This window comes from Pseudomonas sp. ACM7 (genome assembly GCF_004136015.1).
Lineage (GTDB): Bacteria > Pseudomonadota > Gammaproteobacteria > Pseudomonadales > Pseudomonadaceae > Aquipseudomonas > Aquipseudomonas frigoris.
This window is the reverse complement of record NZ_CP024866.1, coordinates 4,061,794-4,086,546: the sequence shown is the minus strand read 5'-3', so window position 1 is coordinate 4,086,546 and position 24,753 is coordinate 4,061,794. Positions and strand designations below refer to the sequence as shown.

At 58.2% G+C, this 24,753-nt stretch carries 20 protein-coding genes; 2 read left to right on the top strand and 18 right to left on the bottom strand.

Going from position 1 to position 24,753, the window contains the following annotated elements; genetic code table 11:
• Positions 1–51 precede the first annotated feature (51 nt).
• The 18 genes from tilS to rpsB form a co-directional block, all read right to left on the bottom strand.
• Complete coding sequence (tilS, locus tag CUN63_RS19320; RefSeq protein ID WP_129441637.1) at positions 52–1,380, bottom strand: tRNA lysidine(34) synthetase TilS; 1,329 nt, start codon at positions 1,378–1,380, stop codon at positions 52–54.
• A 126-nt stretch (positions 1,381–1,506) separates the two neighbouring features.
• The gene (locus tag CUN63_RS19315; protein WP_008154040.1) at positions 1,507–2,454 is read right to left on the bottom strand and encodes an acetyl-CoA carboxylase carboxyltransferase subunit alpha; all 948 of its coding nucleotides are present in this window, start codon (positions 2,452–2,454) and stop codon (positions 1,507–1,509) included.
• 150 nt (positions 2,455–2,604) lie between these two features.
• On the bottom strand, positions 2,605–6,126 hold the full coding sequence (gene dnaE, locus CUN63_RS19310; protein ID WP_129441635.1) for a DNA polymerase III subunit alpha: 3,522 nt from the start codon (positions 6,124–6,126) through the stop codon (positions 2,605–2,607).
• Between the two features lie 83 nt (positions 6,127–6,209).
• Positions 6,210–6,836 (bottom strand): ribonuclease HII, encoded by a 627-nt coding sequence (gene rnhB, locus CUN63_RS19305; protein WP_165353325.1) that lies wholly within the window; start codon positions 6,834–6,836, stop codon positions 6,210–6,212.
• Between the two features lie 11 nt (positions 6,837–6,847).
• Positions 6,848–7,978: a lipid-A-disaccharide synthase gene (lpxB, locus tag CUN63_RS19300; RefSeq protein WP_129441632.1), complete on the bottom strand. Its 1,131-nt coding sequence runs from the start codon at positions 7,976–7,978 to the stop codon at positions 6,848–6,850.
• 2 nt (positions 7,979–7,980) lie between these two features.
• Positions 7,981–8,757 (bottom strand): acyl-ACP--UDP-N-acetylglucosamine O-acyltransferase, encoded by a 777-nt coding sequence (gene lpxA, locus CUN63_RS19295; RefSeq protein ID WP_129441630.1) that lies wholly within the window; start codon positions 8,755–8,757, stop codon positions 7,981–7,983.
• A complete protein-coding gene (fabZ, locus tag CUN63_RS19290) occupies positions 8,754–9,194 on the bottom strand; it encodes a 3-hydroxyacyl-ACP dehydratase FabZ (protein ID WP_128607522.1) in 441 nt (146 codons plus the stop codon). Before fabZ ends, lpxA begins: the two co-directional genes overlap by 4 nt.
• Positions 9,195–9,301: 107 nt before the next feature.
• On the bottom strand, positions 9,302–10,357 hold the full coding sequence (lpxD, locus tag CUN63_RS19285; RefSeq protein ID WP_129441628.1) for a UDP-3-O-(3-hydroxymyristoyl)glucosamine N-acyltransferase: 1,056 nt from the start codon (positions 10,355–10,357) through the stop codon (positions 9,302–9,304).
• A 2-nt stretch (positions 10,358–10,359) separates the two neighbouring features.
• Entirely contained in the window at positions 10,360–10,863 is a 504-nt protein-coding gene (locus CUN63_RS19280; RefSeq protein ID WP_129441626.1) for an OmpH family outer membrane protein, read from the bottom strand.
• 45 nt (positions 10,864–10,908) lie between these two features.
• Entirely contained in the window at positions 10,909–13,299 is a 2,391-nt protein-coding gene (gene bamA / locus CUN63_RS19275; RefSeq protein ID WP_129441625.1) for an outer membrane protein assembly factor BamA, read from the bottom strand.
• 74 nt (positions 13,300–13,373) lie between these two features.
• Entirely contained in the window at positions 13,374–14,726 is a 1,353-nt protein-coding gene (rseP, locus tag CUN63_RS19270; protein WP_129441623.1) for a sigma E protease regulator RseP, read from the bottom strand.
• A 53-nt stretch (positions 14,727–14,779) separates the two neighbouring features.
• On the bottom strand, positions 14,780–15,970 hold the full coding sequence (gene ispC, locus CUN63_RS19265) for a 1-deoxy-D-xylulose-5-phosphate reductoisomerase (protein ID WP_129441621.1): 1,191 nt from the start codon (positions 15,968–15,970) through the stop codon (positions 14,780–14,782).
• Positions 15,967–16,773 carry a phosphatidate cytidylyltransferase gene (locus CUN63_RS19260; protein ID WP_129441619.1) on the bottom strand — a complete coding sequence of 269 codons (807 nt, stop codon included), beginning with the start codon at positions 16,771–16,773 and terminating at the stop codon, positions 15,967–15,969. The genes ispC and CUN63_RS19260 overlap by 4 nt, the downstream gene beginning before the upstream one ends.
• Entirely contained in the window at positions 16,773–17,528 is a 756-nt protein-coding gene (uppS, locus tag CUN63_RS19255) for a polyprenyl diphosphate synthase (RefSeq protein WP_129441617.1), read from the bottom strand. Before uppS ends, CUN63_RS19260 begins: the two co-directional genes overlap by 1 nt.
• 13 nt (positions 17,529–17,541) lie before the next feature.
• Entirely contained in the window at positions 17,542–18,099 is a 558-nt protein-coding gene (gene frr / locus CUN63_RS19250) for a ribosome recycling factor (protein ID WP_033056300.1), read from the bottom strand.
• Positions 18,096–18,839: a UMP kinase gene (gene pyrH / locus CUN63_RS19245; protein ID WP_003172271.1), complete on the bottom strand. Its 744-nt coding sequence runs from the start codon at positions 18,837–18,839 to the stop codon at positions 18,096–18,098. Before pyrH ends, frr begins: the two co-directional genes overlap by 4 nt.
• Before the next feature lie 210 nt (positions 18,840–19,049).
• Positions 19,050–19,913 (bottom strand): translation elongation factor Ts, encoded by an 864-nt coding sequence (tsf, locus tag CUN63_RS19240; RefSeq protein ID WP_129441615.1) that lies wholly within the window; start codon positions 19,911–19,913, stop codon positions 19,050–19,052.
• 192 nt (positions 19,914–20,105) lie between these two features.
• Positions 20,106–20,843 (bottom strand): 30S ribosomal protein S2, encoded by a 738-nt coding sequence (gene rpsB / locus CUN63_RS19235; protein WP_003219330.1) that lies wholly within the window; start codon positions 20,841–20,843, stop codon positions 20,106–20,108.
• Positions 20,844–21,216: 373 nt separating this feature from the next.
• On the opposite strand from rpsB, the gene map reads away from it, so the two are divergent.
• Entirely contained in the window at positions 21,217–21,999 is a 783-nt protein-coding gene (map, locus tag CUN63_RS19230; protein WP_123365851.1) for a type I methionyl aminopeptidase, read from the top strand.
• A gap of 45 nt (positions 22,000–22,044) precedes the next feature.
• Entirely contained in the window at positions 22,045–24,747 is a 2,703-nt protein-coding gene (locus CUN63_RS19225) for a [protein-PII] uridylyltransferase (protein WP_129441613.1), read from the top strand.
• Positions 24,748–24,753 lie beyond the last annotated feature (6 nt).

The following is a 24,753-nucleotide window of genomic DNA, read 5'->3' as shown; positions in this document are numbered from 1 at the left end:
ATCCACAGAAGTTGTATCAAGAAGGGAGCGTAGTCTACCGGAAAGCCCCTTTCAGCTCAAACCTAGATCTTCGTGCGGTGGCTGCCAATGCAAATTCCAACGGTCCTTTGCACTGCCGTCCAAGCCCCGCAGGTTGGCCACCGCCAGCAATTGCTCGTCTCGGTAGAGCAGCGGCAATCTGCCACGGGCGAACGCCGGCACACCACGTTCATTGAGCAAACGCTTCAGATCGCGATGGCCGCGACCGGGCAAATTCATCACCTCACCTCCCTCACGATAGCGGATATGCAGCAGGCCATCGGGGATTTGGCCGGTGAGTGTGAGCACGCCGTTGTCCGGCAACACCAGCGATAGCGAGGGGTCGGGCCAGTTTCCGACGGCGGTCGACGTGCGCAACCAACTGCCGGACAACCACCAGATACGCCCACCCGCCCGATGCAGTTCACCATCCGCCAGCCGCCAGATCGGGCAGGCATCGCCGCTGGCATCACGTAAATTCTCCCAACCCGACCAATGGTCACTGTCCGGCAGTCGCGTCAGCGGTTCGAGCCAATGACTTAAGGCATTACGCTGACGAGCAGCGGACAGCGTTTCAAATGCCCCCAGTTCCAGGGAGGGCAATCCCAGCCAATCAAAATCATTGGCAGTGCTGGCGCCGGCCAGGTCGATTTGCGCAAGTTCATCGAGCAATCCCTGCGCTTCACTCAGATGTGCAGCGCTGCGGGCCATGGTCGTTACCGCTTGCGGCCAACGCTTGGTCAATACCGGGAACACCTGATGGCGCAGGTAGTTTCGCGAGAATTGCCGATCCTGATTCGATGGGTCTTCGATCCAGCTCAGCCGATGCTCCGCCGCATAGGCTTCAAGCTCAGCCCGAGTGACATCGAGCAATGGCCGAAGCAACTGCCCTTTACCAAGCGGGCGCTGGCGTGGCATCCCCGACAATCCTCTCACCCCTGCCCCACGCAACAGCCGGAATAACAACGTTTCCGCCTGATCGTCACGGTGCTGGGCGGTCATCAACACTTCATTGGCCTGAGTCGCCTCGATGAACGCGGCATATCGCGCATCCCGGGCTGCACGCTCAAGACTGGCGCCGGGTTGAACCTGTACGCGAACAACCTGCAGCGGCACACCCAGCGCATCACAGACCGACTGACAATGATCCGGCCACGCATCAGCCACAGCCTGAAGGCCGTGATGAACATGGATGGCGCTTAGCGCCGGCAAGGATTCGGCTTTTGCGAGGTGTACGAGAAGGTGCAGCAGAACGGTGGAGTCGAGGCCACCGGAGAAGGCGATGCGCCAGGTTGTGGCGGTGCGCCAGGGGCTCAGGTTTAGCAGGAACCTGGCAGACAGATCGATATTGGAAGGACTCATAGAGATCGATCATTCCACATAAATCCCCTGTAGGAGCTGCCGAAGGCTGCGATCTTTTGATCTTGCATTTTCAGGATCAAAAGATCGCAGCCTTCGGCAGCTCCTACAGGGGTGTAGCGAGTACAGTTACAGACCGTAGCTCATCAGACGCTCGTAACGGCGAGCCAACAGCGCTTCGTTATCGAACTTCTTCAACATCGCCAGCTGCGAGCTCAGCTCGGCACGGATCGATGCAGCTGCAGCGGCCGGATTACGGTGTGCGCCGCCCAAAGGCTCGCTGATCACTTTATCCACAATACCCAGGCCTTTCAGGCGCTCTGCAGTGATACCCATGGCTTCAGCAGCGTCCGGCGCTTTCTCGGCGGTCTTCCACAGAATCGAGGCGCAACCTTCCGGCGAAATCACTGCGTAAGTCGAGTACTGCAGCATGTTCAGTTGATCGCAAACGCCGATCGCCAGAGCACCACCGGAACCACCCTCACCGATCACGGTGGCGATGATTGGGGTTTTCAGGCGTGCCATGACGCGCAGGTTCCAGGCAATCGCTTCGCTCTGGTTGCGTTCTTCAGCGTCGATACCAGGGTAAGCGCCCGGGGTGTCGATGAAGGTCAGGATCGGCATCTTGAAACGTTCGGCCATTTCCATCAGACGGCACGCCTTGCGGTAGCCTTCCGGACGCGGCATGCCAAAGTTGCGACGAACTTTCTCGCGCACTTCACGGCCTTTCTGGTGACCGATGATCATCACCGGCTGGTCGTCCAGACGGGCAATGCCGCCGACGATCGCAGCGTCGTCGGAGAAGTGACGGTCGCCGTGCAGTTCGTCGAACTCGGTGAAGATGTGTTCGATGTAGTCCAGGGTATACGGACGTTTCGGGTGACGCGCCAGACGCGCGATCTGCCAGCTGGTCAGCTTGCCGAAGATGTCTTCGGTCAGCGTGCTGCTTTTGTCCTGCAGGCGGGAGATCTCATCGCCGATATTCAGCGAATTGTCGTTACCGACCAAGCGCAACTCTTCGATCTTGGCTTGCAGGTCGGCGATCGGCTGTTCGAAATCTAGAAAATTCGGGTTCATAGGCGTCCGTCTTGGGTCGACCTCCAAGAGAGCTTGGGCCGGCCGGTTGTCTATTCGCGCCCTACCTTAAGGGAGAGGCGCGTTCAGGTCGAGATTAAAAATTGGGTCGAGATCAGAGCTGCTCCCTTTTGGAAGAGCGGCACCTGACCGTCAACGGTATTGGAGGAAGACGTTGTCTCGCCCGAACTGGTCACGCAGGGCTTGAATCAAGGCATCCGCCGGGTCGATCCGCCAGGTCTCGCCGAACTGCAGCAAGGCCTTCGCATCGGGACTGGTGTATTCCATGGTGATCGGGCACGCCCCGCGGTGGCGCTTGAACAACTCACCGAGCCAGCGTAGCTGATCGCCTTTCAAATCCTGGGTCTGCAGCTTCAAGCGCAGGCTTTCGGCCAGGTTGGTGCGCGCATCTTCCATGCTCATCACCCGCTTGACCCGCAGCCGCAAGCCACCGGAGAAATCGTCGTTGCTGACTTCGCCTTCGACCACCACCATCGCGTCGGTCTGCAACAACGATTGCGCCGAATGGAACGCCTCGGCAAACAGCGAGGCTTCGATCCGCCCGGAGCGGTCGTCGAGGGTGATGAAACCCATCTTGTCGCCCTTTTTGTTCTTCATCACCCGCAAGGCGATGATCATGCCCGCGACGGTCTGGGTATCACGGGCCGGTTTCAGGTCGATGATGCGTTGACGGGCGAAACGGCGGATCTCACCTTCGTATTCGTCGATCGGGTGACCGGTCAGGTACAGACCCAAGGTGTCTTTCTCGCCTTTCAGGCGCTCCTTGAGCGTCAGTTCCTTGGCTTTGCGGTGATTGGCGTAGACATCGGCGTCTTCTTCGACGAACAAGCCGCCAAACAGATCGACGTGACCGCTGTCTTTGGTACGCGCGGTTTGTTCGGCCGCCTTGATCGCCCCTTCCATTGCGTTCAGCAAGACCGCGCGGTTGCGGTCGATATTGGCCTGATAGGCTTTCTGCTCGTCATGGAAGTAAGGGCCCAGACGATCCAGCGCACCGCTGCGGATCAAACCGTCCAGGGTGCGCTTGTTGATACGTTTGAGATCGACACGGGCGCAGAAATCGAACAGATCCTTGAACGGACCGGCCTGACGCGCCTCGGTGATCGCCTCAACCGGACCTTCGCCCACACCTTTGATCGCGCCGAGGCCATAAATAATCCGGCCTTCGTCATTCACCGTGAACTTGAACTCCGAAGTATTCACATCCGGCGCGTCGAGACGCAGCTTCATGGTGCGAATTTCTTCGATCAAGGTCACGACCTTGTCGGTGTTGTGCATATCCGCCGACAGTACCGCAGCCATGAACGGCGCCGGGTAATGGGTTTTCAGCCAAGCGGTCTGATACGACACCAGGCCATAAGCAGCCGAGTGAGATTTGTTGAAGCCGTAACCGGCGAATTTTTCCACCAGGTCGAAAATGTTACCAGCAAGGTCCGCGTCGATATTGTTAGCGGTGCAGCCTTCAATGAAACCGCCGCGCTGTTTGGCCATTTCTTCGGGTTTTTTCTTACCCATGGCTCGACGCAGCATGTCCGCACCGCCGAGGGTGTAACCGGCCATGACCTGAGCAATCTGCATCACCTGTTCCTGATACAGGATGATGCCGTAAGTCGGTGCCAGAACCGGTTTGAGGCCTTCGTACTGGTAGTCCGAGTGCGGGTACGCGAGTTCGGCGCGACCGTGCTTACGGTTGATAAAGTCGTCCACCATGCCCGATTGCAACGGGCCCGGACGGAACAGGGCCACCAATGCGATCAAGTCTTCCAGGCAGTCGGGCTTGAGCTTTTTGATCAGCTCTTTCATGCCGCGCGACTCAAGCTGGAACACCGCAGTCGTTTCAGCTTTTTGCAGCAACTGGTAAGTCGGCTTGTCATCCAGCGGGATGAACGCGATATCCAGCGGCGGCTCATCAACCTTGGCGCGATCGCGGTTGATGGTTTTCAGCGCCCAGTCGATGACCGTCAGGGTCCGCAGACCGAGGAAGTCGAACTTCACCAGGCCAGCGGCTTCAACGTCGTCCTTGTCGAACTGGGTGACCAGACCATCACCGGCCTCATCGCAATAAATCGGCGAGAAGTCAGTCAACTTGGTCGGGGCAATAACAACACCACCGGCGTGCTTACCGACGTTACGTACAACGCCTTCAAGCTTGCGGGCCATTTCCCAGATTTCAGCGGCTTCTTCATCGACCTTGATGAAGTCACGCAGGATTTCTTCCTGTTCGTAAGCCTTTTCCAGGGTCATGCCGACTTCGAACGGGATCATCTTCGACAGACGATCCGCCAAACCGTAGGACTTGCCCTGTACCCGCGCCACGTCACGGACCACAGCCTTTGCCGCCATGGAACCGAAGGTGATGATCTGGCTTACCGCGTTGCGGCCGTATTTCTCGGCCACGTAGTCGATTACACGGTCGCGACCGTCCATGCAGAAGTCGACGTCGAAGTCGGGCATGGATACCCGTTCCGGGTTAAGGAAACGTTCGAACAGCAGGTCATATTCCAGCGGGTCAAGGTCGGTGATCTTCTGCACGTAGGCCACCAGCGACCCGGCACCCGATCCACGGCCTGGACCTACCGGCACGCCGTTACTCTTGGCCCACTGGATAAAGTCCATAACGATCAGGAAGTAACCGGGGAAACCCATCTGGATGATGATATCCAGCTCGAAATTCAGCCGGTCGACGTAGACCTGACGCTTGGTTTCGTAGTCTTCGGTGGTGTCCTTGGGCAGCAGAACGCTGAGGCGATCTTCCAGACCATCGAAGGAAACCTTGCGGAAATACTCGTCGATGGTCATGCCATCGGGGATCGGGAAGTTGGGCAGGAAGTGAGTGCCCAGCTTCACTTCAATGTTGCAGCGCTTGGCAATCTCGACGGTGTTTTCCAGCGCTTCGGGAATGTCGCTGAACAACTCGGCCATTTCCTCGGCGCTTTTGAGGTATTGCTGATCGCTGTAATTTTTCGAACGCCGCGGATCATCGAGGGCACGGCCCTCACCGATGCAAACGCGAGTTTCGTGAGCGGCGAAGTCTTCCTGCTTGATGAAGCGCACGTCGTTGGTAGCGACCAGCGGCGCACCGATTTTTTCAGCGAGGGCTACGGCACCGTGCAACTGTTCTTCGTCGTTGGGGCGGTTGGTGCGCTGGATCTCCAGATAGAAACGATCCGGGAACACGGCCATCCATTCGCGTGCCAGGTTTTCCGCTTCGGCCGGGTTGCCACTGAGCATCGCCAGACCGATCTCGCCTTCTTTCGCCGCCGACAGCATGATCAAGCCTTCGCTGGCTTCGGCCACCCACTCGCGCTCGATGATGACCGACCCATTGCGCTGGCCGTCGATGAAGCCGCGGGAGATCAGTTCGGTGAGGTTGCGATAACCCACGGCGTTCATCGCCAACAGACTGATCCGGCTCAGAGCGTTATCCGGATCCTTGTTCGACAGCCAGAGGTCGGCGCCGCAGATCGGCTTGATCCCGGCACCCATGGCGGCTTTATAGAATTTGACCAGGGAACACATGTTGTTCTGGTCCGTGACCGCTACGGCAGGCATGTTCATGCCGACCAGGGTCTTGACCAGCGGTTTGATCCGCACCAGACCGTCGACCAGGGAATACTCAGTGTGCAGGCGTAGATGAACGAATGAAGCCGGCATAGTGATCCTGTCTAGAAACTAGAAACGTGAAGACAACAAGGCCCGGATTGTACCGGGCCTTGGCAAAAACATCAGCCTTGCGACTAACTCTCGATCAGGTTTTCCCGCGCCTCGTAAGCCAGGCGTACCGGGGCGAACGAGCGGCGGTGAATCGGCGTTGGCCCCAAGCGGGCCAGCGCCTCCAGATGAACCGGCGTCGGGTAGCCTTTGTGGCCACCGATGCCGTAACCCGGGTAAATCAATTCGAACGCTGCCATCTCGCGGTCGCGGCTGACCTTGGCCAGAATCGACGCTGCCGCGATGGCCGGTACCTTACCATCGCCCTGCACCACTGCTTCGGCGCGCATCGACAGCTTCGGGCAACGATTGCCATCGATCATCGCCAGTTTCGGCGTGATGTGCAGACCTTCGACGGCGCGCTGCATGGCCAGCATGGTGGCGTGGAGAATGTTCAGCTCGTCGATTTCTTCGACTTCAGCCCGGGCGATGCACCAGCTCAGGGCTTTTTCGCAGATCTCGTCGTAGAGTTTTTCGCGGCGTGTTTCGGTGAGCTTCTTCGAATCATTCAGGCCCAGAATCGGACGGTTCGGATCGAGGATTACCGCGGCTGTCACCACCGCACCACAAAGTGGGCCGCGACCGACTTCGTCAACGCCAGCGACCAAATCTTCAACTTCGGCGACCAGGGTGAAGTCCAGGCCCATCTGAATGCTTGCTTTGCTCATTGTGTTTTGCCGATCAGGTTCAGTACCGCGTCCGCCGCCTGATTGGAGGCGTCCAGACGTAAGGTACGGTGAATTTCATCGAAGCCGCGGGTCTGTTCTTCACCGCCTTCGATCAGTGGCGACAGCGTCTGGGCCAAGGCTTCAACGGTCGCATCGTCCTGCAACAACTCGGGCACCAACAGGCGCTGGGCCAGCAGGTTCGGCAAGGAGATGTAGGGACTTTTCACCATGCGCTTGAGAATCCAGAACGTCAGCGGTGCCAAGCGGTACGCGACCACCATCGGCCGTTTGTACAACAACGCTTCCAGGGTCGCCGTTCCGGAGGCAATCAGTACCGCGTCGCAGGCTGCCAGGGCCAGATGGGATTTGCCATCGAGCAATGTCAACGGCAGATCTCGGCCCGCCAGCAGCTCTTCAAGTTGCTTGCGGCGCTCGGGGCCGGCGCAAGGCATGACGAACCGCACACCAGGGCGCAGGGCTCGCAGACGCTGGGCGGTATCGAGGAACAACGCACCGAGACGGCCAACTTCGCCACCACGGCTGCCCGGCATCAGAGCAACCAGCGGCCCGTCGGGCAAGCCGAGTTCAGCCCGCGCGGCGGCACGATCGGCTTCTAGCGGGATCGCATCGGCCAGTGAGTGCCCGACAAACCGCACCGGCACGCCCTTCTCTTCATAGAATTTCGCTTCGAACGGGAACAGCGTCAGCATCAGGTCGCAGCCTTCGCGAATCTTCAGCACCCGTTTCTGCCGCCACGCCCAAACCGACGGGCTAACGTAATGCACGGTCTTGATCCCGGCCTGACGCAGCTTGAGTTCGATATTGAGGTTGAAGTCCGGGGCATCGATACCGATGAACACATCTGGCTTCTCGGCGATCAGGTCGGCGATCAACTTCTTGCGGCGAGCCATCAGCTCACGCAATCGGCCAAGCACTTCCACCAGGCCCATGACCGAAAGACGCTCCATCGGGAAATACGAGGTCAGGCCTTCGGCCTGCATCAGCGGACCGCCGACACCGATGAACTCGACTGCCGGGTGCTGAGCCTTGAGTGCGCGCATGAGACCCGCGCCAAGAATGTCGCCGGAAGCCTCACCCGCCACCAGCGCAATACGCAGATTAGCCATGATTAACGAGTGATGCCGCGGGTCGAAGACTGGATGGAATCACGGAACACCGCGACTTCCGGGAACTGATCAGAAGGCTCGGCCAGTTCGGTGAGCGCTTGCTCGACCGTCAGACCCTGGCGATAAACCACCTTGTAGGCACGACGCAGCGCGTGGATCGCATCTTCGCTGAAACCGCGACGACGCATGCCTTCGAAGTTCATGCTGCGAGCTTCGGCCGGGTTGCCGAACACCGTGACGTACGCTGGGACGTCCTTGCCGATGGCGGTGCCCATACCGGAAAAGCTGTGGGCGCCGATATGGCAATACTGATGAACCAGGGTAAAACCAGACAGGATCGCCCAGTCTTCAACGTGCACATGGCCGGCCAACGCAGTGTTGTTGACCAGGATGCAGTGGTTGCCGATGACGCTGTCGTGGCCGATGTGGGCATAGGCCATGATCAGATTGTGATCGCCCAGGGTTGTTTCAGAACGGTCCTGAACGGTCCCACGGTGAATCGTCACGCCTTCACGGATGACGTTGTGGTCACCGATGACCAGACGGGTTTCTTCACCCTTGTATTTCAGATCGGGCGTGTCCTCGCCTACCGAAGAAAACTGGTAGATGCGGTTGTGCTTTCCGATTCGGGTCGGGCCTTTGAGAATCACATGCGGCCCGATCACTGTCCCCTCGCCGATTTCCACACCTGCACCGATGATCGACCAAGGGCCGACCTCGACGCCGTCGGCCAGGATAGCCGTCGGTTCGATGATTGCGCGAGGGTCAATCAAACTCATAGTTTGCGTTCCGCGCAGATGATTTCAGCAGAGCAGACTGGCTTGCCATCGACCGAAGCCTGGCACTCGAACTTCCAGATCTGACGCTTGCAGCTCAGGAATTTGGCTTCCAGGATCAGTTGGTCGCCTGGCAACACCGGCTGGCGGAAGCGCAGCTTGTCGGAGCCAACAAAGTAATAAAGGGTGCCGTCGGCCGGTTTCACGTCGAGCATTTTGAAACCAAGGATCCCGGCAGCCTGAGCCATCGCTTCGATGATCAATACGCCCGGCATGATTGGATGCGCGGGGAAGTGACCATTGAAGAAGGGTTCGTTGATGCTGACATTCTTGTAGGCGCGAATGCGCTTGCCTTCCACATCCAGTTCCACGACTCGGTCCACCAGCAGGAACGGGTAACGGTGGGGCAGGTATTCGCGAATCTCGTTGATGTCCATCATTTCGGGGGGAAGCCTATGTAAAGATTGGGAGGCGCGACTGACGCGCACCCCTCTAGCAAATCAAGGAGGCAGTCTAGCGGCTGTGCACACTTGATATGGAAATGGTATCAGCCATCTGATGAAGCATTACCGTCAGGGGTCACTTCCCCTACACGCTTTTCCAGCTGTCGCAACCGCCGCGCGATGTCGTCGAGCTGACGGATGCGTGCCGCGCTTTTGCGCCACTCGGCTGCCGGTTGCATGGCTGTACCGGAAGAATAGGAACCCTTTTCGGTAATCGAGTGGGTCACCATGGTCATCCCGGTGATGAAAACGTTGTCGCAAATTTCGATATGCCCCACCAGCCCTACGCCACCGGCGAGCATGCAATGCTTGCCGATTTTGGTGCTGCCGGAGATCCCCACGCACGCGGCCATGGCGGTGTGATCACCGACCTGGACGTTGTGGGCGATCTGAATCTGGTTGTCGAGTTTCACCCCGTTACCCAGAACGGTATCGGCCAGTGCACCGCGATCGATAGCGGTATTCACGCCAATCTCCACGTCGTCACCGACCAGCACACCACCGATCTGAGCGATTTTCTGCCAGACACCTTTCTCGTTGGCAAAACCGAAACCTTCGCCACCGAGTACGGCACCCGATTGAATCACCACCCGTTTACCGATGCGAACATCGTGGTACAGCGTGACTCGCGGGGCCAGCCAGCCGCCCTCGCCAATCTCGCAGCGGGCACCAATGAAGCAGTGCGCGCCAACGGTCACACCCGCAGCAATACGTGCGCAGCTTTCGATCACCGCAAAAGCACCAATGCTCGCCGCTGGATCGACCACTGCATCCGCTGCCACCACTGCTGTCGGATGAATACCGGCAGCCGCCTTTGGCTTGGGATCGAACAGATGGGAAACCCGCGCGTAGGCCAGATAGGGATCAGGCACCACCAGCGAATCACCTGCAAAACCTTCAGCGTCAGCGGCTTTCAGCAACAGGGCTGCGGCCCGACTGTCAGGCAGGTATTTACGGTATTGGGGGTTTGCGAGAAAGCTCAACTGAGCTGGGCCAGCCTCTTGCAAAGTGGCTAGCCCAGTAATTTCTTTCTCCGGGTCGCCACGCAGTGTGGCGCCGAGGAACTCGGCCAACTGGCCGAGCTTTATAGTCGCTGTCATGGTTACTTCAGCTGATTCATGCGCTCGATAACCTGGCGAGTGATGTCGTACTGCGGTTTGACATCAATCACTGCGCCACGCTCGAAGACCAGGTCAAAAGCACCTTTCTTGATGACTTCTTCCACAGCGCTGTCCAGTTTCGGCTTGAGCTGCTTCAGCATTTCACGGTCAGCAACGGCTTTGGCTTCGTTCAATTCCTTGGACTGGAACTGGAAGTCACGGGCCTTTTGCTTGAATTCCAGCTCAAGACGCTCACGCTCGCCTTGCTGCATCTTGTCGCCACCAGCCATCAGACGGTCCTGGATACCTTTGGCACTGCTTTCCAGAGTCTTGAGTTTGCTCAGCTGTGGGCCGAACTTCTTCTCGGCATCCACGGCGTACTTCTTGGCCGCGTCGGATTCCAGCAGCGCCATCTGATAGTTCAGAACGGCGATTTTCATGTCGGCAAAAGCCGGACCTGCTACCAGTACGGCCGCCAGGAGAACCAATTGAGTCAACTTACGCACGATGCACTCCTACAAAATCCATTGTCGTTATCTTGGGTCAGACGCTTAGAACGTCTGGCCGAGGGAGAATTGGAACACTTGGGTTTCAGCGTTATCCGGTTTCTTGACTGGCATGGCCAACGCGAAGCTCAAAGGACCCAGTGCGGTAACCCAGGTCACGCCGACACCGACGGAGCTGGCCATGTTGCTCAGGCTGATGTCGTTGCACTCTGTTTGAGCGGTTGAACCGACATTTGCGTTCGTCGTTTTATCGCACTTGGAGTCGAATACGTTACCCACATCCCAGAATACGGAAGTGCGCAGGGAACGCTGATCCTTGACGAATGGCAGCGGGAACAGCACCTCGACACCACCCTGGATCAAAACGTTACCACCGAACGGCAGCGGATCCTGGTCCGGGTCGGCCAGCGTGCCGGTGTTACCCGTCACAGCCGCACCGCGACTTGGGGTACTGCGAGGACCGAGGGTACTGTCCTTGAAGCCACGAACCGAGTTGAAACCACCAGCATAGTAGTTTTCATAGAACGGCAAGCCATCGGTAGAACCATAACCATCGCCATAGCCCAGTTCCGTGTGCAGGCGCATGGTGTAGTTTTCAGACAATGGCTGGAACAACTGGCCACGGTAATCAAGCTTGAAGAACGACAGGTCGCTGCCAGGCGTGGTGGTTTCCAGTGTCAGGCTTTGGGAATGACCACGGGTCGCCAATACGCCTTTGTTCAGTGTGGATTCGGACCAGCCGGCCGAAGCCTTGAAGTTCAGGTAGCTATCGCCTTCCCTGTTAACGAAGTCGAAGATCTCGTCAACGGTGTATTGACCGGTCTTGATCTTGTCTTGTTGCGCGGTCAAGCCGAAGGTCAGACGCGAAGTCTCGCTGATCGGATAACCGACGCTAACGCCTGCACCCAGGCTGTCCACGGCATAGCTGGCTACGTCGACGTCGAGGTCTTTGTAGTCAGTGGTGCGATAGAACGCGTTGTAACCCAGGCTCACGCCATCAGCCGTCCAGTACGGGTCGACGTAACCGAAGTTATAGCGGCTCTGGTATTGACTGCGGGTCAAACCGATGCTGACTTTGTTACCCGTACCCAGGAAGTTGTTCTGGGTGATCGAACCACCGAGGATCAGACCGGCGCTCTGGGCGAAACCGACGCTGGCGGTAATCGAACCGGAAGCCTGTTCTTCAACGCTGTAGTTCACGTCTACCTGGTCGTCGACGCCCGGCACGGCCGGTGTTTCGACGTTGACTTCCTTGAAGAAGCCCAGACGCTCAAGACGAGTCTTGGATTGGTCGATCAGGTAGGTCGAAGCCCAGCCGCCTTCCATCTGACGCATTTCACGGCGCAGCACTTCGTCTTCGGACTTGGTGTTGCCACGGAAGTTGATGCGGTTCACGTAAGCTCGCTTGCCCGGATCGACGGCGAACGTGATGTCGACGGTGTGGTCTTCATCGTGAGGCTGAGGCACGCCATTGACGTTGGCGAAGGTGTAACCCTCATTACCCAGACGGCGGGTGATCAGTTCGGACGTGGTGGTCATCAACTTGCGCGAGAACACCTGGCCTTTCTGGACCAGCAGCAGAGACTTGACCTGGTCTTCAGGGACTTTCAGGTCGCCGCTCAGCTTGACGTCACGGACGGTGTACTTCTCGCCTTCGTTAACGTTGACGGTGATATAGACGTGTTTCTTGTCCGGGGTGATGGACACCTGGGTCGAAGCGATATCCATGTTGATATAGCCACGGTCCAGGTAGTAGGAGCGCAGACGCTCCAGGTCACCGGAAAGTTTTTCACGAGCGTACTTGTCATCGTTCTTGAAGAACGACAGCCAGTTGGTGGTCTTGAGTTCAAACAGGTCGATCAGGTCTTCATCAGGGAAGACGGTGTTACCCACCACGTTGATGTGCTGGATAGCAGCAACGGTGCCTTCGTTGATATTGACCTTCAACGCAACGCGGTTACGCGGCTGCGGCACCACTTCAGTGTCGACGGTAGCCGAGTAGCGACCCTGAGCGACGTATTGGCGCTGCAGCTCGTTACGCACACCTTCGAGGGTGGCGCGCTGGAAGATCTCGCCTTCGGCCAGACCGGATTGTTTGAGGCCTTTCATCAGGTCTTCAGTGGAGATCGCCTTGTTACCCTCGATCTCGATACTGGCGACCGACGGGCGCTCGACTACCGTGATGACCAGGACGTTGCCATCGCGGCCCAGCTGGATATCTTGAAAGAAACCGGTTTTGAACAACGCACGAGTGGATTCCACCAGGCGACGATCATCCGCCTGTTCACCGACGTTCAACGGCAAAGCACCAAAGACGCTACCCGCGGAGACCCGCTGGAGGCCATTGACGCGAATATCAGAGATAGTGAAGGACTCGGCGTGAACTTCGGCGATCATCAATACGGTGAGAACCGCAGTTAGCAGCAGACGTTTCATGAAGTCCTTTCTTATTCCAACTGGCAATAAACAAACTGCCGCAAAATGCGGCAGATTCGCAATTCAGCGAAGCGTTACAGTCGACTTAGATCATTGACCAGAGCAAGCAACATCACCCCGATCACCAAACTGATACCGATCTGTATCCCCCAACCCTGCACCCGATCCGACAAGGGGCGACCACGCGCCCACTCGATCAGATAAAACAACAAATGCCCCCCATCCAGTACAGGAATGGGCAACAAATTCAGAACTCCCAAGCTAATACTCAGATAAGCAAGGAAATTCAGGAAATCAGCGACACCCGACTGGGCAGAAGCGCCCGCCACTTTAGCAATGGTTATCGGTCCACTCAAGTTTTTTACCGAGAGCTCACCGAACAACATTTTCTTGAGCGAATCGAGGGTCAGTACGCTCATGGTCCAGGTGCGTCGAGCGCCCTCTCCAATCGCGGCCACAGGACCATAACTCACTTCGCGAATCATCTCTGGCGGCCAATCAACTGCTTTCACCCCAGCGCCCAGATAACCACTGGGTGCCTTCTTCTCGCCGCGAGCGGCCAGCGTCACAGGGACGTCGATTTGAGCACTATCACGCTCGACGCGCAGCATGATTTTGGTATCAGGGTGCATACGGACCGTGTCCACCACCTGCTGCCAGTCATCAAGCGACTTGCCGTCCAGAGCTAACAGTCGGTCACCGGTCTTCAGGCCAGCAGCCTGTGCCGGGCCTTTCGGGTCAAGTTCGGCCAGGACCGGTGGCAGCGCCGGACGCCAAGGGCGTAAACCCAGCGAACGAATCGGATCTGGCTCATCGGCACCCTTGAGCCATTTATCCAGCATCAGTTCACGGGGCGAATCCACTGTGGAACCCTGATCACGGACCAGCAACTGCAGGGAACCGCTCTCCCCAAGACGACGGACCAACTGCAGGTTCACCGCGGCCCAGCCGGAAGTTGGCTCGCCATCGATGGCAATGATTTCCTGGCCCGCGCTCAAACCAGCCTTGGCGGCGATACTGCCGGATTCGACTGCACCAATGACCGGGCGCACTTGCTCGCTGCCGAGCATGGCGAGCACCCAGAAAAAAATCATCGCCAGTAAAAAGTTGGCAATCGGACCCGCCGATACGATAGCGATACGCTGGCGGACGGATTTGCGATTGAAGGACTGATCAAGCTGATCGGCCGGAACTTCGCCTTCGCGCTCGTCGAGCATTTTCACGTAACCGCCCAGCGGGATCGCGGCGACGACGAACTCAGTGCCTTTCTTGTCGTGCCAGCGCAGCAACGGCATACCGAAGCCTACGGAGAAACGCAGCACTTTGACCCCACAGCGACGTGCGACCCAAAAATGGCCGAATTCGTGGAAGGTGACCAGCACACCCAAAGCCACCAGGGTGCCGACAATCATATAGAGCGCGCTCATCTACTTTCTCCGCAATCCTGTCCAGTGCCGCATGGGTCAACGTATTGCAGCACTTACCGCCCGTGACGACTCAACCATTGTTCGGCCAGTACTCGCGCTTTCGCGTCGGCCGTGAACACTGCCTCGAGATCGTCAACCGCAACCACGGGCTCGAGATTCAATACTTCTTCGATGATACTCGCGATTTCCGGGTAGCGAACCCGCCCGTCGAGAAAGGCCGCGACCGCCACTTCATTCGCCGCATTAAGCATGGCCGGCGCGCTATTGCCGGATTCAGCCGCCTGACGCGCAAGGCGCAGACACGGGAATCGCTCTTCATCAGGCGCCTGGAAGTCCAGCCGCGCAATTGCAAACAAGTCCAGCGGCGCAACACCCGAATCGATCCGCTCCGGCCAGGCCAGCGCGTTGGCGATCGGCGTGCGCATGTCAGGGTTACCCAACTGGGCCAATACCGAACCGTCGATGTAATCGACCAGCGAATGAATCACGCTTTGAGGATGAATCACCACTTCGACCTGGGACGGCTTGGCATCAAACAGCCAACAGGCTTCGATTAACTCCAGCCCCTTGTTCATCATGCTGGCCGAATCCACTGAAATCTTGCGCCCCATGGACCAGTTCGGGTGGGCACACGCTTGCTCAGGGGAAACATGCACCAGTTCAGCCATAGGTGTCTGTCGGAACGGACCGCCAGAGGCCGTGAGTAAAATCCGACGCACCCCGACGGCACTCAGTCCACGAGCGAAATCCTGTGGCATGCACTGGAAAATCGCGTTGTGCTCACTGTCGATCGGCAGCAACACCGAACCACTCTTGCGCACCGCCTGCATGAACAGCGCACCGGACATCACCAGCGCTTCTTTGTTGGCCAGGAGGATTTTCTTGCCGGCTTCGACCGCCGCCAGAGTCGGTCGCAAGCCCGCAGCGCCAACGATGGCCGCCATGACCGCATCGACCTCAGGATCGGAAGCAACCTGACACAGGCCCTCCTCACCCACCAACACGCGGGTCGGCAGGCCTGCGGCGCGCAGGTCGTCCTGTAAGCCTCGGGCAGCACCCGCCTCAGGCACCACGGCGAACCGCGGCGTATGGCGAACGCACAGCGCCAACAGCTCGCTCAGACGGGTGAAACCGCTCAAGGCGAAAACCTGATAACGCTCGGGATGGCGAGCGATGACGTCAAGCGTGCTCAGACCAATCGAACCGGTCGCCCCCAGGACGGTAATCTGCTGCGGGCGGCTCACGGCGCCGCCATCCACAGCAGCACGGCAAACACTGGAATCGCTGCAGTCAGGCTGTCGATTCGGTCCAGCACGCCGCCGTGACCCGGCAGCAGATTACTGCTGTCCTTGATCCCGGACTGACGCTTGAACATGCTTTCAGTCAGATCACCTACCACCGAGATGAACACGATGATGGCTGCACCAATCAGACCTTTGAACAGCTGCGCCACCGTCCAGTCTCGAAACAGACCGACAATGACAGTAATGACCAGACTCACCGCGAGGCCGCCGTAGACGCCCTCCCAGCTTTTGCCGGGACTGACCTGTGGCGCCAGCTTGCGCTTGCCAAAGGCCCGGCCAGAGAAGTAAGCACCGATATCAGCACCCCAGACCAGCACCATCACCGCCATGATCAGCCAGTTGCCCAAAGACTCCTGCTTGATCTGAACCAGACCTTGCCAGGCGGGCAGCAGGATCAGCAGACCGATCACCAGCTTGCAGGCAGCGCTGGACCAGAGTTCGCTGGAGCGCGGATACGTCAACACCAGATAGGTTGCAACGCCCCACCAAAGCACCGAAGCGCCCAATACCCAAGGCGCGAGCCCAGGCACGATATGCATGACAAACAGCATCAACGCGACCACCGCTGCATAGGCAATGCGGATCGGCTGCTCAGTGAAGCCCGCCAGGCGAGCCCACTCCCATGCACCGAGGGTCACGACCAGCCCGATGAACAGCGCAAAACCGGTGCCTTCGAGCAGAAAAAACCCGCACAGGGCAATCGGCAGCAGGATCAGCGCGGTGATGATTCGTTGTTTAAGCATTAAACCCGGGCTCCAGCCTCGACCTGCTCGCTCGTTTTACCGAAGCGGCGCTGCCGAGAAGCAAAATCGGCCAGCGCGGAACGCATGGCATCGTGTTTGAAGTCCGGCCAGAACAGGTCGGAGAAGTACAACTCGGCGTAAGCCAGTTGCCACAGCAGGAAGTTACTGATGCGGTGCTCGCCACCGGTACGGATGCACAAGTCCGGCAACGGCAAATCGCCGGTAGCCAGACAGGTTTGCAACAGTTCCGGGGTAATGTCTTCCGGACGCAGGTGCCCGGCCTGAACTTCCCGAGCCAGACGCTGTGCGGCCTGCGCGATATCCCACTGTCCACCATAGTTGGCAGCGATCTGCAGAACGAAGCGATTGGCGCCCGCCGTCATTGCCTCAGCTTCACGCATGGCAGCCTGAAGCTCTGGATGAAAGCGCGAACGGTCGCCAATGATGCGCAAACTGATGTTGTTTTCGTTCAGGCGCTTGGCCTCACGACGCAATGCCTTGAAGAACAGATCCATCAAGGCGCTGACCTCGTCGGCCGGACGCTGCCAGTTCTCGCTGGAGAAGGCGAACAGGGTCAATACTTCGACCCCGGCCTCGGCACACACCTCGATCACCGCACGAACCGCATCCACGCCCGCTTTATGACCGGCGACACCCGGCATAAAGCGCTTTTTCGCCCAGCGATTATTCCCATCCATGATGATCGCGACATGGCGCGGCACCGCGGACGGCGCAGTCTGCTTGGTCTTATCCATTAAAACGCGACCCTTATACGGCCATCAGGTCTTTTTCTTTCTGTGCCAAATTCGCGTCGATTTCAGCCACGAACTTTTTGGTCAGGTCATCGATCTCGCCAGTGGCGCGACGCTCTTCGTCTTCGCTGATTTCTTTTTCCTTGACCAGATCCTTGAGCTGGCTGTTCGCATCACGACGGATGTTGCGCACCGCAACACGGGCATCTTCAGCGACATCGCGAGCCTGCTTGGTGAAGCCCTTACGGGTTTCTTCGGTCAGGGCCGGCATGGAGATCAGCAGCAATTCACCCAGGTTGGTCGGGTTGAGGTTCAGACCCGCGCTACCGATGGCTTTGTCGACGGCACCCAGCATGTTGCGCTCAAAGGCAACGACTTGCAGGGTACGGGCGTCTTTGACGGTGATGTTCGCCACCTGCTTGATCGGAGTGTCGGAACCGTAATACGGCACCATCACGCCTTCCAGAATGCTTGGATGCGCCTGGCCAGTACGAATACGGCCGAAGTTGTGCATCAGCGACTCGACGGATTTCTGCATACGCTCTTTAGCGTCTTTCTTGATTTCGTTGATCATTGTTGGCCTTCCTCGATCAGGGTCCCTTCAGCGCCGCCATGCACGATGTTCAGCAGGGCGCCGGGCTTGTTCATGTTAAATACGCGCAACGGCATCTTGTGGTCGCGGCACAGGCAAATGGCGGTCAGATCCATCACGCCCAGCTTGCGATCCAGCACTTCATCGTAAGTCAGATGATCGAACTTCTCGGCATGCGGGTCTTTGAATGGGTCAGCGGTGTAGACGCCATCGACCTTGGTCGCCTTGAGCACGACATCGGCATCGATTTCGATTGCACGCAAGCACGCTGCCGAATCCGTGGTGAAGAACGGATTGCCGGTACCGGCCGCGAAAATCACGACTTCCTTGGCGTTCAAGTGGCGCATGGCTTTGCGGCGATCATAGTGATCGGTTACGCCAACCATGGAAATGGCCGACATCACGATGGCCGAGATATTGGCACGTTCCAGCGCATCGCGCATGGCCAAGGCGTTCATCACAGTGGCCAGCATGCCCATGTGGTCGCCGGTGACCCGATCCATGCCGGCCGCGCTCAGCGCTGCACCGCGGAACAGGTTACCGCCGCCGATCACCAGACCGACCTGAACACCGATGCCGACCAGTTGGCCGACTTCCAGCGCCATGCGATCCAGAACTTTCGGATCGATCCCGAACTCTTCCGAGCCCATCAGGGCCTCGCCGCTAAGCTTGAGTAGAATGCGTTTATAGCGAGCCTGATAACCACTGCCCTGCTGAGCCATTGCGAATCTCTCCTGCGGCGTATTTTAAAAATTCTTTGCGAGCTGTTTACAGCTGGCGTTCACTCTAACTTGGCACTGCTTCAGCGCCATCGGAACATGGCTTTGTAAGCCAGTTCCAAAGGGAAACCAATTAAAAATTGGTGCCCCATCTGAAAAGAGGCTGCGCGCGTGAGCGGGCAGCCTCTTCAGGGCGACAGTTAAAAAACCGTCCTATTGCTTGGCGGCAGCCAGCTGGGCAGCAACTTCTTCAGCGAAGTTGTCAACCGGCTTCTCGATGCCATCGCCTACTTTGAAGTAGGTGAAGGAAACGATTTCAGCACCGGCTTTCTTGGCCAGTTCGCCAACCTTGATTTCAGGGTTCTTGACGAACGCCTGCTCAACCAGGCTCGCTTCAGCCAGGAACTTGCTGATACGACCTTTGACCATGTTTTCAACGATGTTTTCCGGCTTGCCGGCGATCTTGTCAGCGTTGAGGGTCAGGAACACGCCTTTCTCACGCTCGACCGCTTCAGCGGAAACTTCCGATGGCAGCAGGAATTCAGGGTTGGTGGCCGCTACGTGCATAGCGATGTCCTTGGCCAGCTCAACGGTGCCGCCTTTAAGGGCAACCACAACACCGATCTTGTTGCCGTGCAGGTAACCACCAACAACGTCACCTTCAACGCGAGCCAGGCGACGGATGTTGACGTTTTCGCCAACCTTGCCGACCAGAACCAGGCGATCGGCTTCTTGAGCTGCGATCAGCGGAGCGACATCAGTCAGTTTGTCAGCGAACGCTTTTTCAACGCTGGAAGCAACAAATGCCTTGAAGTCGTCCTGCAGAGCCAGGAAGTCGGTCTGCGAGTTCACTTCCAGCAGAACGGCGGATTTACCGTCTTCCTTCAGAGCGATCGCGCCTTCAGCGGCAACGTTGCCAGCTTTCTTGGCAGCCTTGATGGCGCCCGAAGCACGCATGTCATCAATGGCTTTCTCGATGTCGCCGCCAGCCTTGGTCAAGGCCTTTTTGCAGTCCATCATGCCTTCGCCAGTACGCTCGCGCAGTTCTTTGACCAACGCTGCAGTAATCTCTGCCATTTCAAAATTCCTCTTGGATAGGTTTTCAACCATTCCACCCGATCGAACGGGCGATCAATTCTTCCCGAACCACCGCTGCGGGTCGCTGCATGCTACAGACAATGCAACTGCGCTACCGACAAACGGTTTTCGAGGTGGCAAAAAGGGGGCCAAGCCCCCTTTTTGCTTACTGAGTCAACGCCAAGGCGTCAATTACTCAGCTGCTGCTACCGGAGCTTCTTCAACGAACTGCTCGGTGCCGCCAGCAACGTGGTTGCGACCGCGGATTACAGCGTCAGCCATCGAACCCATGTACAGCTGGATAGCGCGGATTGCGTCATCGTTGCCTGGGATGATGTAGTCAACGCCTTCCGGGCTGCTGTTGGTGTCGACTACGCCGATAACCGGGATGCCCAGCTTGTTGGCTTCGGTGATCGCGATGCGCTCGTGATCAACGTCGATAACGAACAGAGCGTCTGGCAGACCGCCCATGTCCTTGATACCACCCAGGGAACGATCGAGCTTCTCAAGATCGCGAGTGCGCATCAGCGCTTCTTTCTTGGTCAGCTTGGCGAAAGTACCGTCTTCGGCTTGCACTTCAAGGTCACGCAGACGCTTGATGGAAGCACGGATGGTTTTGAAGTTGGTCAGCATGCCGCCCAACCAGCGGTGATCGACGTACGGCGAACCGCAACGTGCTGCTTCTTCAGCAACGATCTTGCCAGCGGAACGCTTGGTGCCGACGAACAGAATCTTGTTTTTGCCCTGGGCCAGACGCTCTACGAAAGTCAGAGCTTCGTTGAACATTGGCAGGGTTTTTTCAAGGTTGATGATGTGGATCTTGTTACGCGCGCCGAAAATGTATTTACCCATTTTCGGGTTCCAGTAACGGGTCTGGTGACCGAAGTGCACACCGGCCTTCAGCATATCGCGCATGTTGACTTGGGACATGATAGTTCCTTAATAAGTCGGGTTTGGCCTCCACGTATCCCAATGACCAACCAGCAGCATCAGCTGAAGGCACCCAGGTCATCGTGTCGACACGTGTGTGGATTTAGGCTTTTCAGGGGATCCCCGGAAAGCGGCGCATTTTATATCACAAGGCTGAAAAAAACGGAACCCGGATTGTTAAATCCTGGTGCGTGCTTTGGTTCCAGCCCTTGGAATCCTCCAAGAATGCGCCATTCTATAAGGAGAAGCGATGCACAGAGGCTCAGATTTGCGCTGCTCGTCTGTTAGAATCGCGTTTTTCAGGGCCGCGAAGATCGACCGCGCAACGCCCATTCCGTTTTAGAAGGCGCCATCGAGCGCAGAGAGAGCCTGTATGACCGTCACCCTCAAAACCCCAGAGGACATCGCAAAAATGCGCATCGCCGGCAAACTGGCCGCCGATGTGCTGGAAATGATTGCCGAACATGTCAAGCCGGGCATTACCACTGAAGAACTGGACCGCATCTGCCACGACTACATCGTCAACGAGCAGAAAGCCATCCCTGCCCCGCTCAACTACAAGGGCTTCCCGAAGTCGATCTGCACCTCGATCAACCACGTGGTCTGCCACGGCATTCCGAACGAGAAGCCATTGAAGGATGGCGACACGCTGAACATCGACGTCACCGTCATCAAGGACGGCTACCACGGCGACACCAGCCGCATGTTCCATGTCGGCACCGTGCCGGTCTGGGCCGAGCGCCTGTCGCAAATCACCCAGGAATGCATGTACAAGGCCATCGAAATCGTCAAACCCGGCTGCCGCTTGGGCGACATCGGTGAAGTCATTCAGAAGCACGCTGAAAAGAACGGTTTTTCCGTGGTTCGCGAATTCTGCGGTCACGGCATCGGCAAGGTGTTCCATGAAGAGCCGCAGATCCTGCACTACGGCCGCGCCGGCACCGGCATGGAACTGAAAGCCGGCATGACCTTCACCATCGAGCCGATGATCAACCAGGGCAAAGCCGACACCAAGGTACTGGGCGACGGCTGGACCGCGATCACCAAGGACCGCAAGCTGTCGGCACAGTGGGAACACACCCTGCTGGTAACCGAAACCGGTTACGAGATCTTCACCCTGCGCGCCGACGACACCATCCCGCGCGTTTCGGCCTGATCCGGGCGCGCAGCTCCTCAGCCTTATAGACAGGAAAGCCAATCGATGCCGCAGGTGGATCCCGAACTCTTCGACCGTGGCCAGTTCCAGGCTGAATTGGCCCTGAAGGCAAGCCCGATCGCGGCCTTCAAGAAGGCGATTCGCCAGGCCCGCGAGGTGCTCGACGAGCGCTTTCGCAGCGGCCGCGACATTCGCCGGTTGATCGAGGATCGCGCCTGGTTCGTCGATAACATCCTGCAAAAGGCCTGGGAGCAGTTCAGCTTGAGTTCCGAAGCCAACATCGCGCTGGTCGCGGTCGGCGGCTACGGTCGCGGCGAGTTGCACCCTTATTCCGACATCGATTTACTGATCCTGCTGGACAGCGCCGATCACGAAGTTTTCCGCGATTCCATTGAGCGTTTTCTGACGCTGTTGTGGGACATCGGCCTGGAAGTGGGTCAGAGCGTTCGCTCCGTCGACGAATGCGTCCAGGAGGCCCGCGCCGACCTGACGGTCGTCACCAACCTGATGGAAAGCCGTACCATCTGCGGCCCCGAGCGCTTGCGTCAGCGCATGCTGGACGTCACCAGTACCGCGCACATGTGGCCGAGCAAGGAATTCTTCCTGGCCAAACGCGCCGAGCAGAAGGCCCGTCACCACAAGTACAACGACACCGAATACAACCTGGAACCCAACGTCAAAGGCTCGCCCGGCGGCCTACGGGATATTCAGACGATTCTGTGGGTGGCCCGTCGTGAATACGGCACCCTGAACCTGCGGGCCCTGGCCGGCGAAGGTTTCCTGGTCGAGAGCGAAAACGCCCTGCTGGCCTCCTCCCAGGAATTCCTGTGGAAGGTTCGTTACGCCCTGCACATGCTCGCCGGCCGTTCCGAAGACCGCTTGCTGTTTGATCACCAGCGAACCATCGCCGGGCTGCTGGGCTTCAAAGGCGATGACGCCAAGCAAGCCATCGAAAACTTCATGCAGCAGTATTACCGGGTGGTCATGAGCATTGCCCAGCTAAGCGACCTGATCATCCAGCACTTCGAGGAAGTCATCCTCGCGCCGGAAGACGAAGCGCCGCCGCAGCCGATCAACTCGCGATTCCAACTGCACGACGGTTACATCGAGGCGCGCAACGACAACGTGTTCCGCCGAACTCCGTTCGCCATGCTGGAAATCTTCGTACTGATGGCCCAGCAGCCGGAAATCAAAGGTGTGCGCGCCGACACCATTCGTCTGCTGCGAGAAAACCGTCACCTGATCGACGACGATTTCCGCAACGACATCCGCAATACCAGCCTGTTTATCGAACTGTTCAAGTGCAAGATCGGCATCCACCGCAACCTGCGACGGATGAACCGTTACGGCATCCTCGGCCGCTACTTGCCGGAGTTCGGCTTCATCGTCGGGCAGATGCAGCACGACCTGTTTCACATCTATACGGTCGATGCTCACACCCTGAACCTGATCAAGCACCTGCGTAAGTTGCAGTACACCCAGGTGTCGGAAAAATTCCCGCTGGCCAGCAAGCTCATGGGCAAATTGCCCAAACCCGAGCTGATCTACCTGGCCGGCCTGTACCACGACATCGGCAAGGGCCGGCATGGCGACCACTCGGAAATCGGCGCCGTGGATGCCGAAGCCTTTTGCCAACGCCACCAGTTGCCGGTGTGGGACAGCCGCCTGATCGTCTGGCTGGTGCAGAACCATTTGGTGATGTCGACCACCGCCCAGCGCAAGGACTTATCCGACCCGCAGGTCATCCACGATTTCGCGCAAATCGTCGGCGACGAAACCCACCTCGATTATCTGTACGTGTTGACCGTCGCCGACATCAACGCCACCAACCCGACGCTGTGGAATTCCTGGCGCGCCAGCCTGTTGCGCCAGCTCTACACCGAGACCAAGCGTGCCTTGCGTCGCGGCCTGGAAAACCCGGTCGATCGCGAAGAGCAGATTCGCCAGACCCAGAGTGCAGCGCTGGACATTCTGGTACGCGGCGGCACCGATCCGGACGACGTCGAGCAGTTGTGGGCGCAATTGGGCGATGACTACTTCCTGCGCCACACCGCCGGCGACGTGGCCTGGCACAGTGACGCGATCCTCCAGCAGCCGGCCGATGGCGGGCCGCTGGTGCTGATCAAGGAAACCACCCAGCGCGAGTTCGAAGGCGGCACGCAGATTTTTATCTATGCGCCGGACCAGCACGACTTCTTCGCCGTGACCGTGGCGGCAATGGACCAGCTCAACCTGAACATTCACGACGCCCGGGTCATCACCTCCAGCAGCCAGTTCACCCTCGACACCTACATCGTGCTCGACACCGACGGCGACTCGATCGGCGATAACCCGGCGCGGGTCAAACAGATTCGCGAAGGCCTGACCGAAGCCCTGCGCAACCCGGACGACTACCCGACCATCATTCAGCGTCGGGTACCGCGCCAGCTCAAGCATTTCGCGTTTGCGCCACAGGTGACGATCCACAACGACGCCCAGCGTCCGGTGACCGTGTTGGAACTCAGCGCCCCCGACCGCCCTGGCTTGCTCGCGCGGATCGGCACGATTTTCCTCGAATTCGATCTATCGCTGCAGAACGCCAAGATTGCGACCCTCGGCGAGCGCGTGGAAGACGTGTTCTTCATCACCGACGCGAACAACCAGCCGTTGTCCGACCCATTGCTGTGCAGCCGCTTGCAGGATGCAATCGTCGAACAGCTGACCGTCAGTAACGAACCCGATATCAAACTGTCGCGTATCAGCATCTGATTGCGC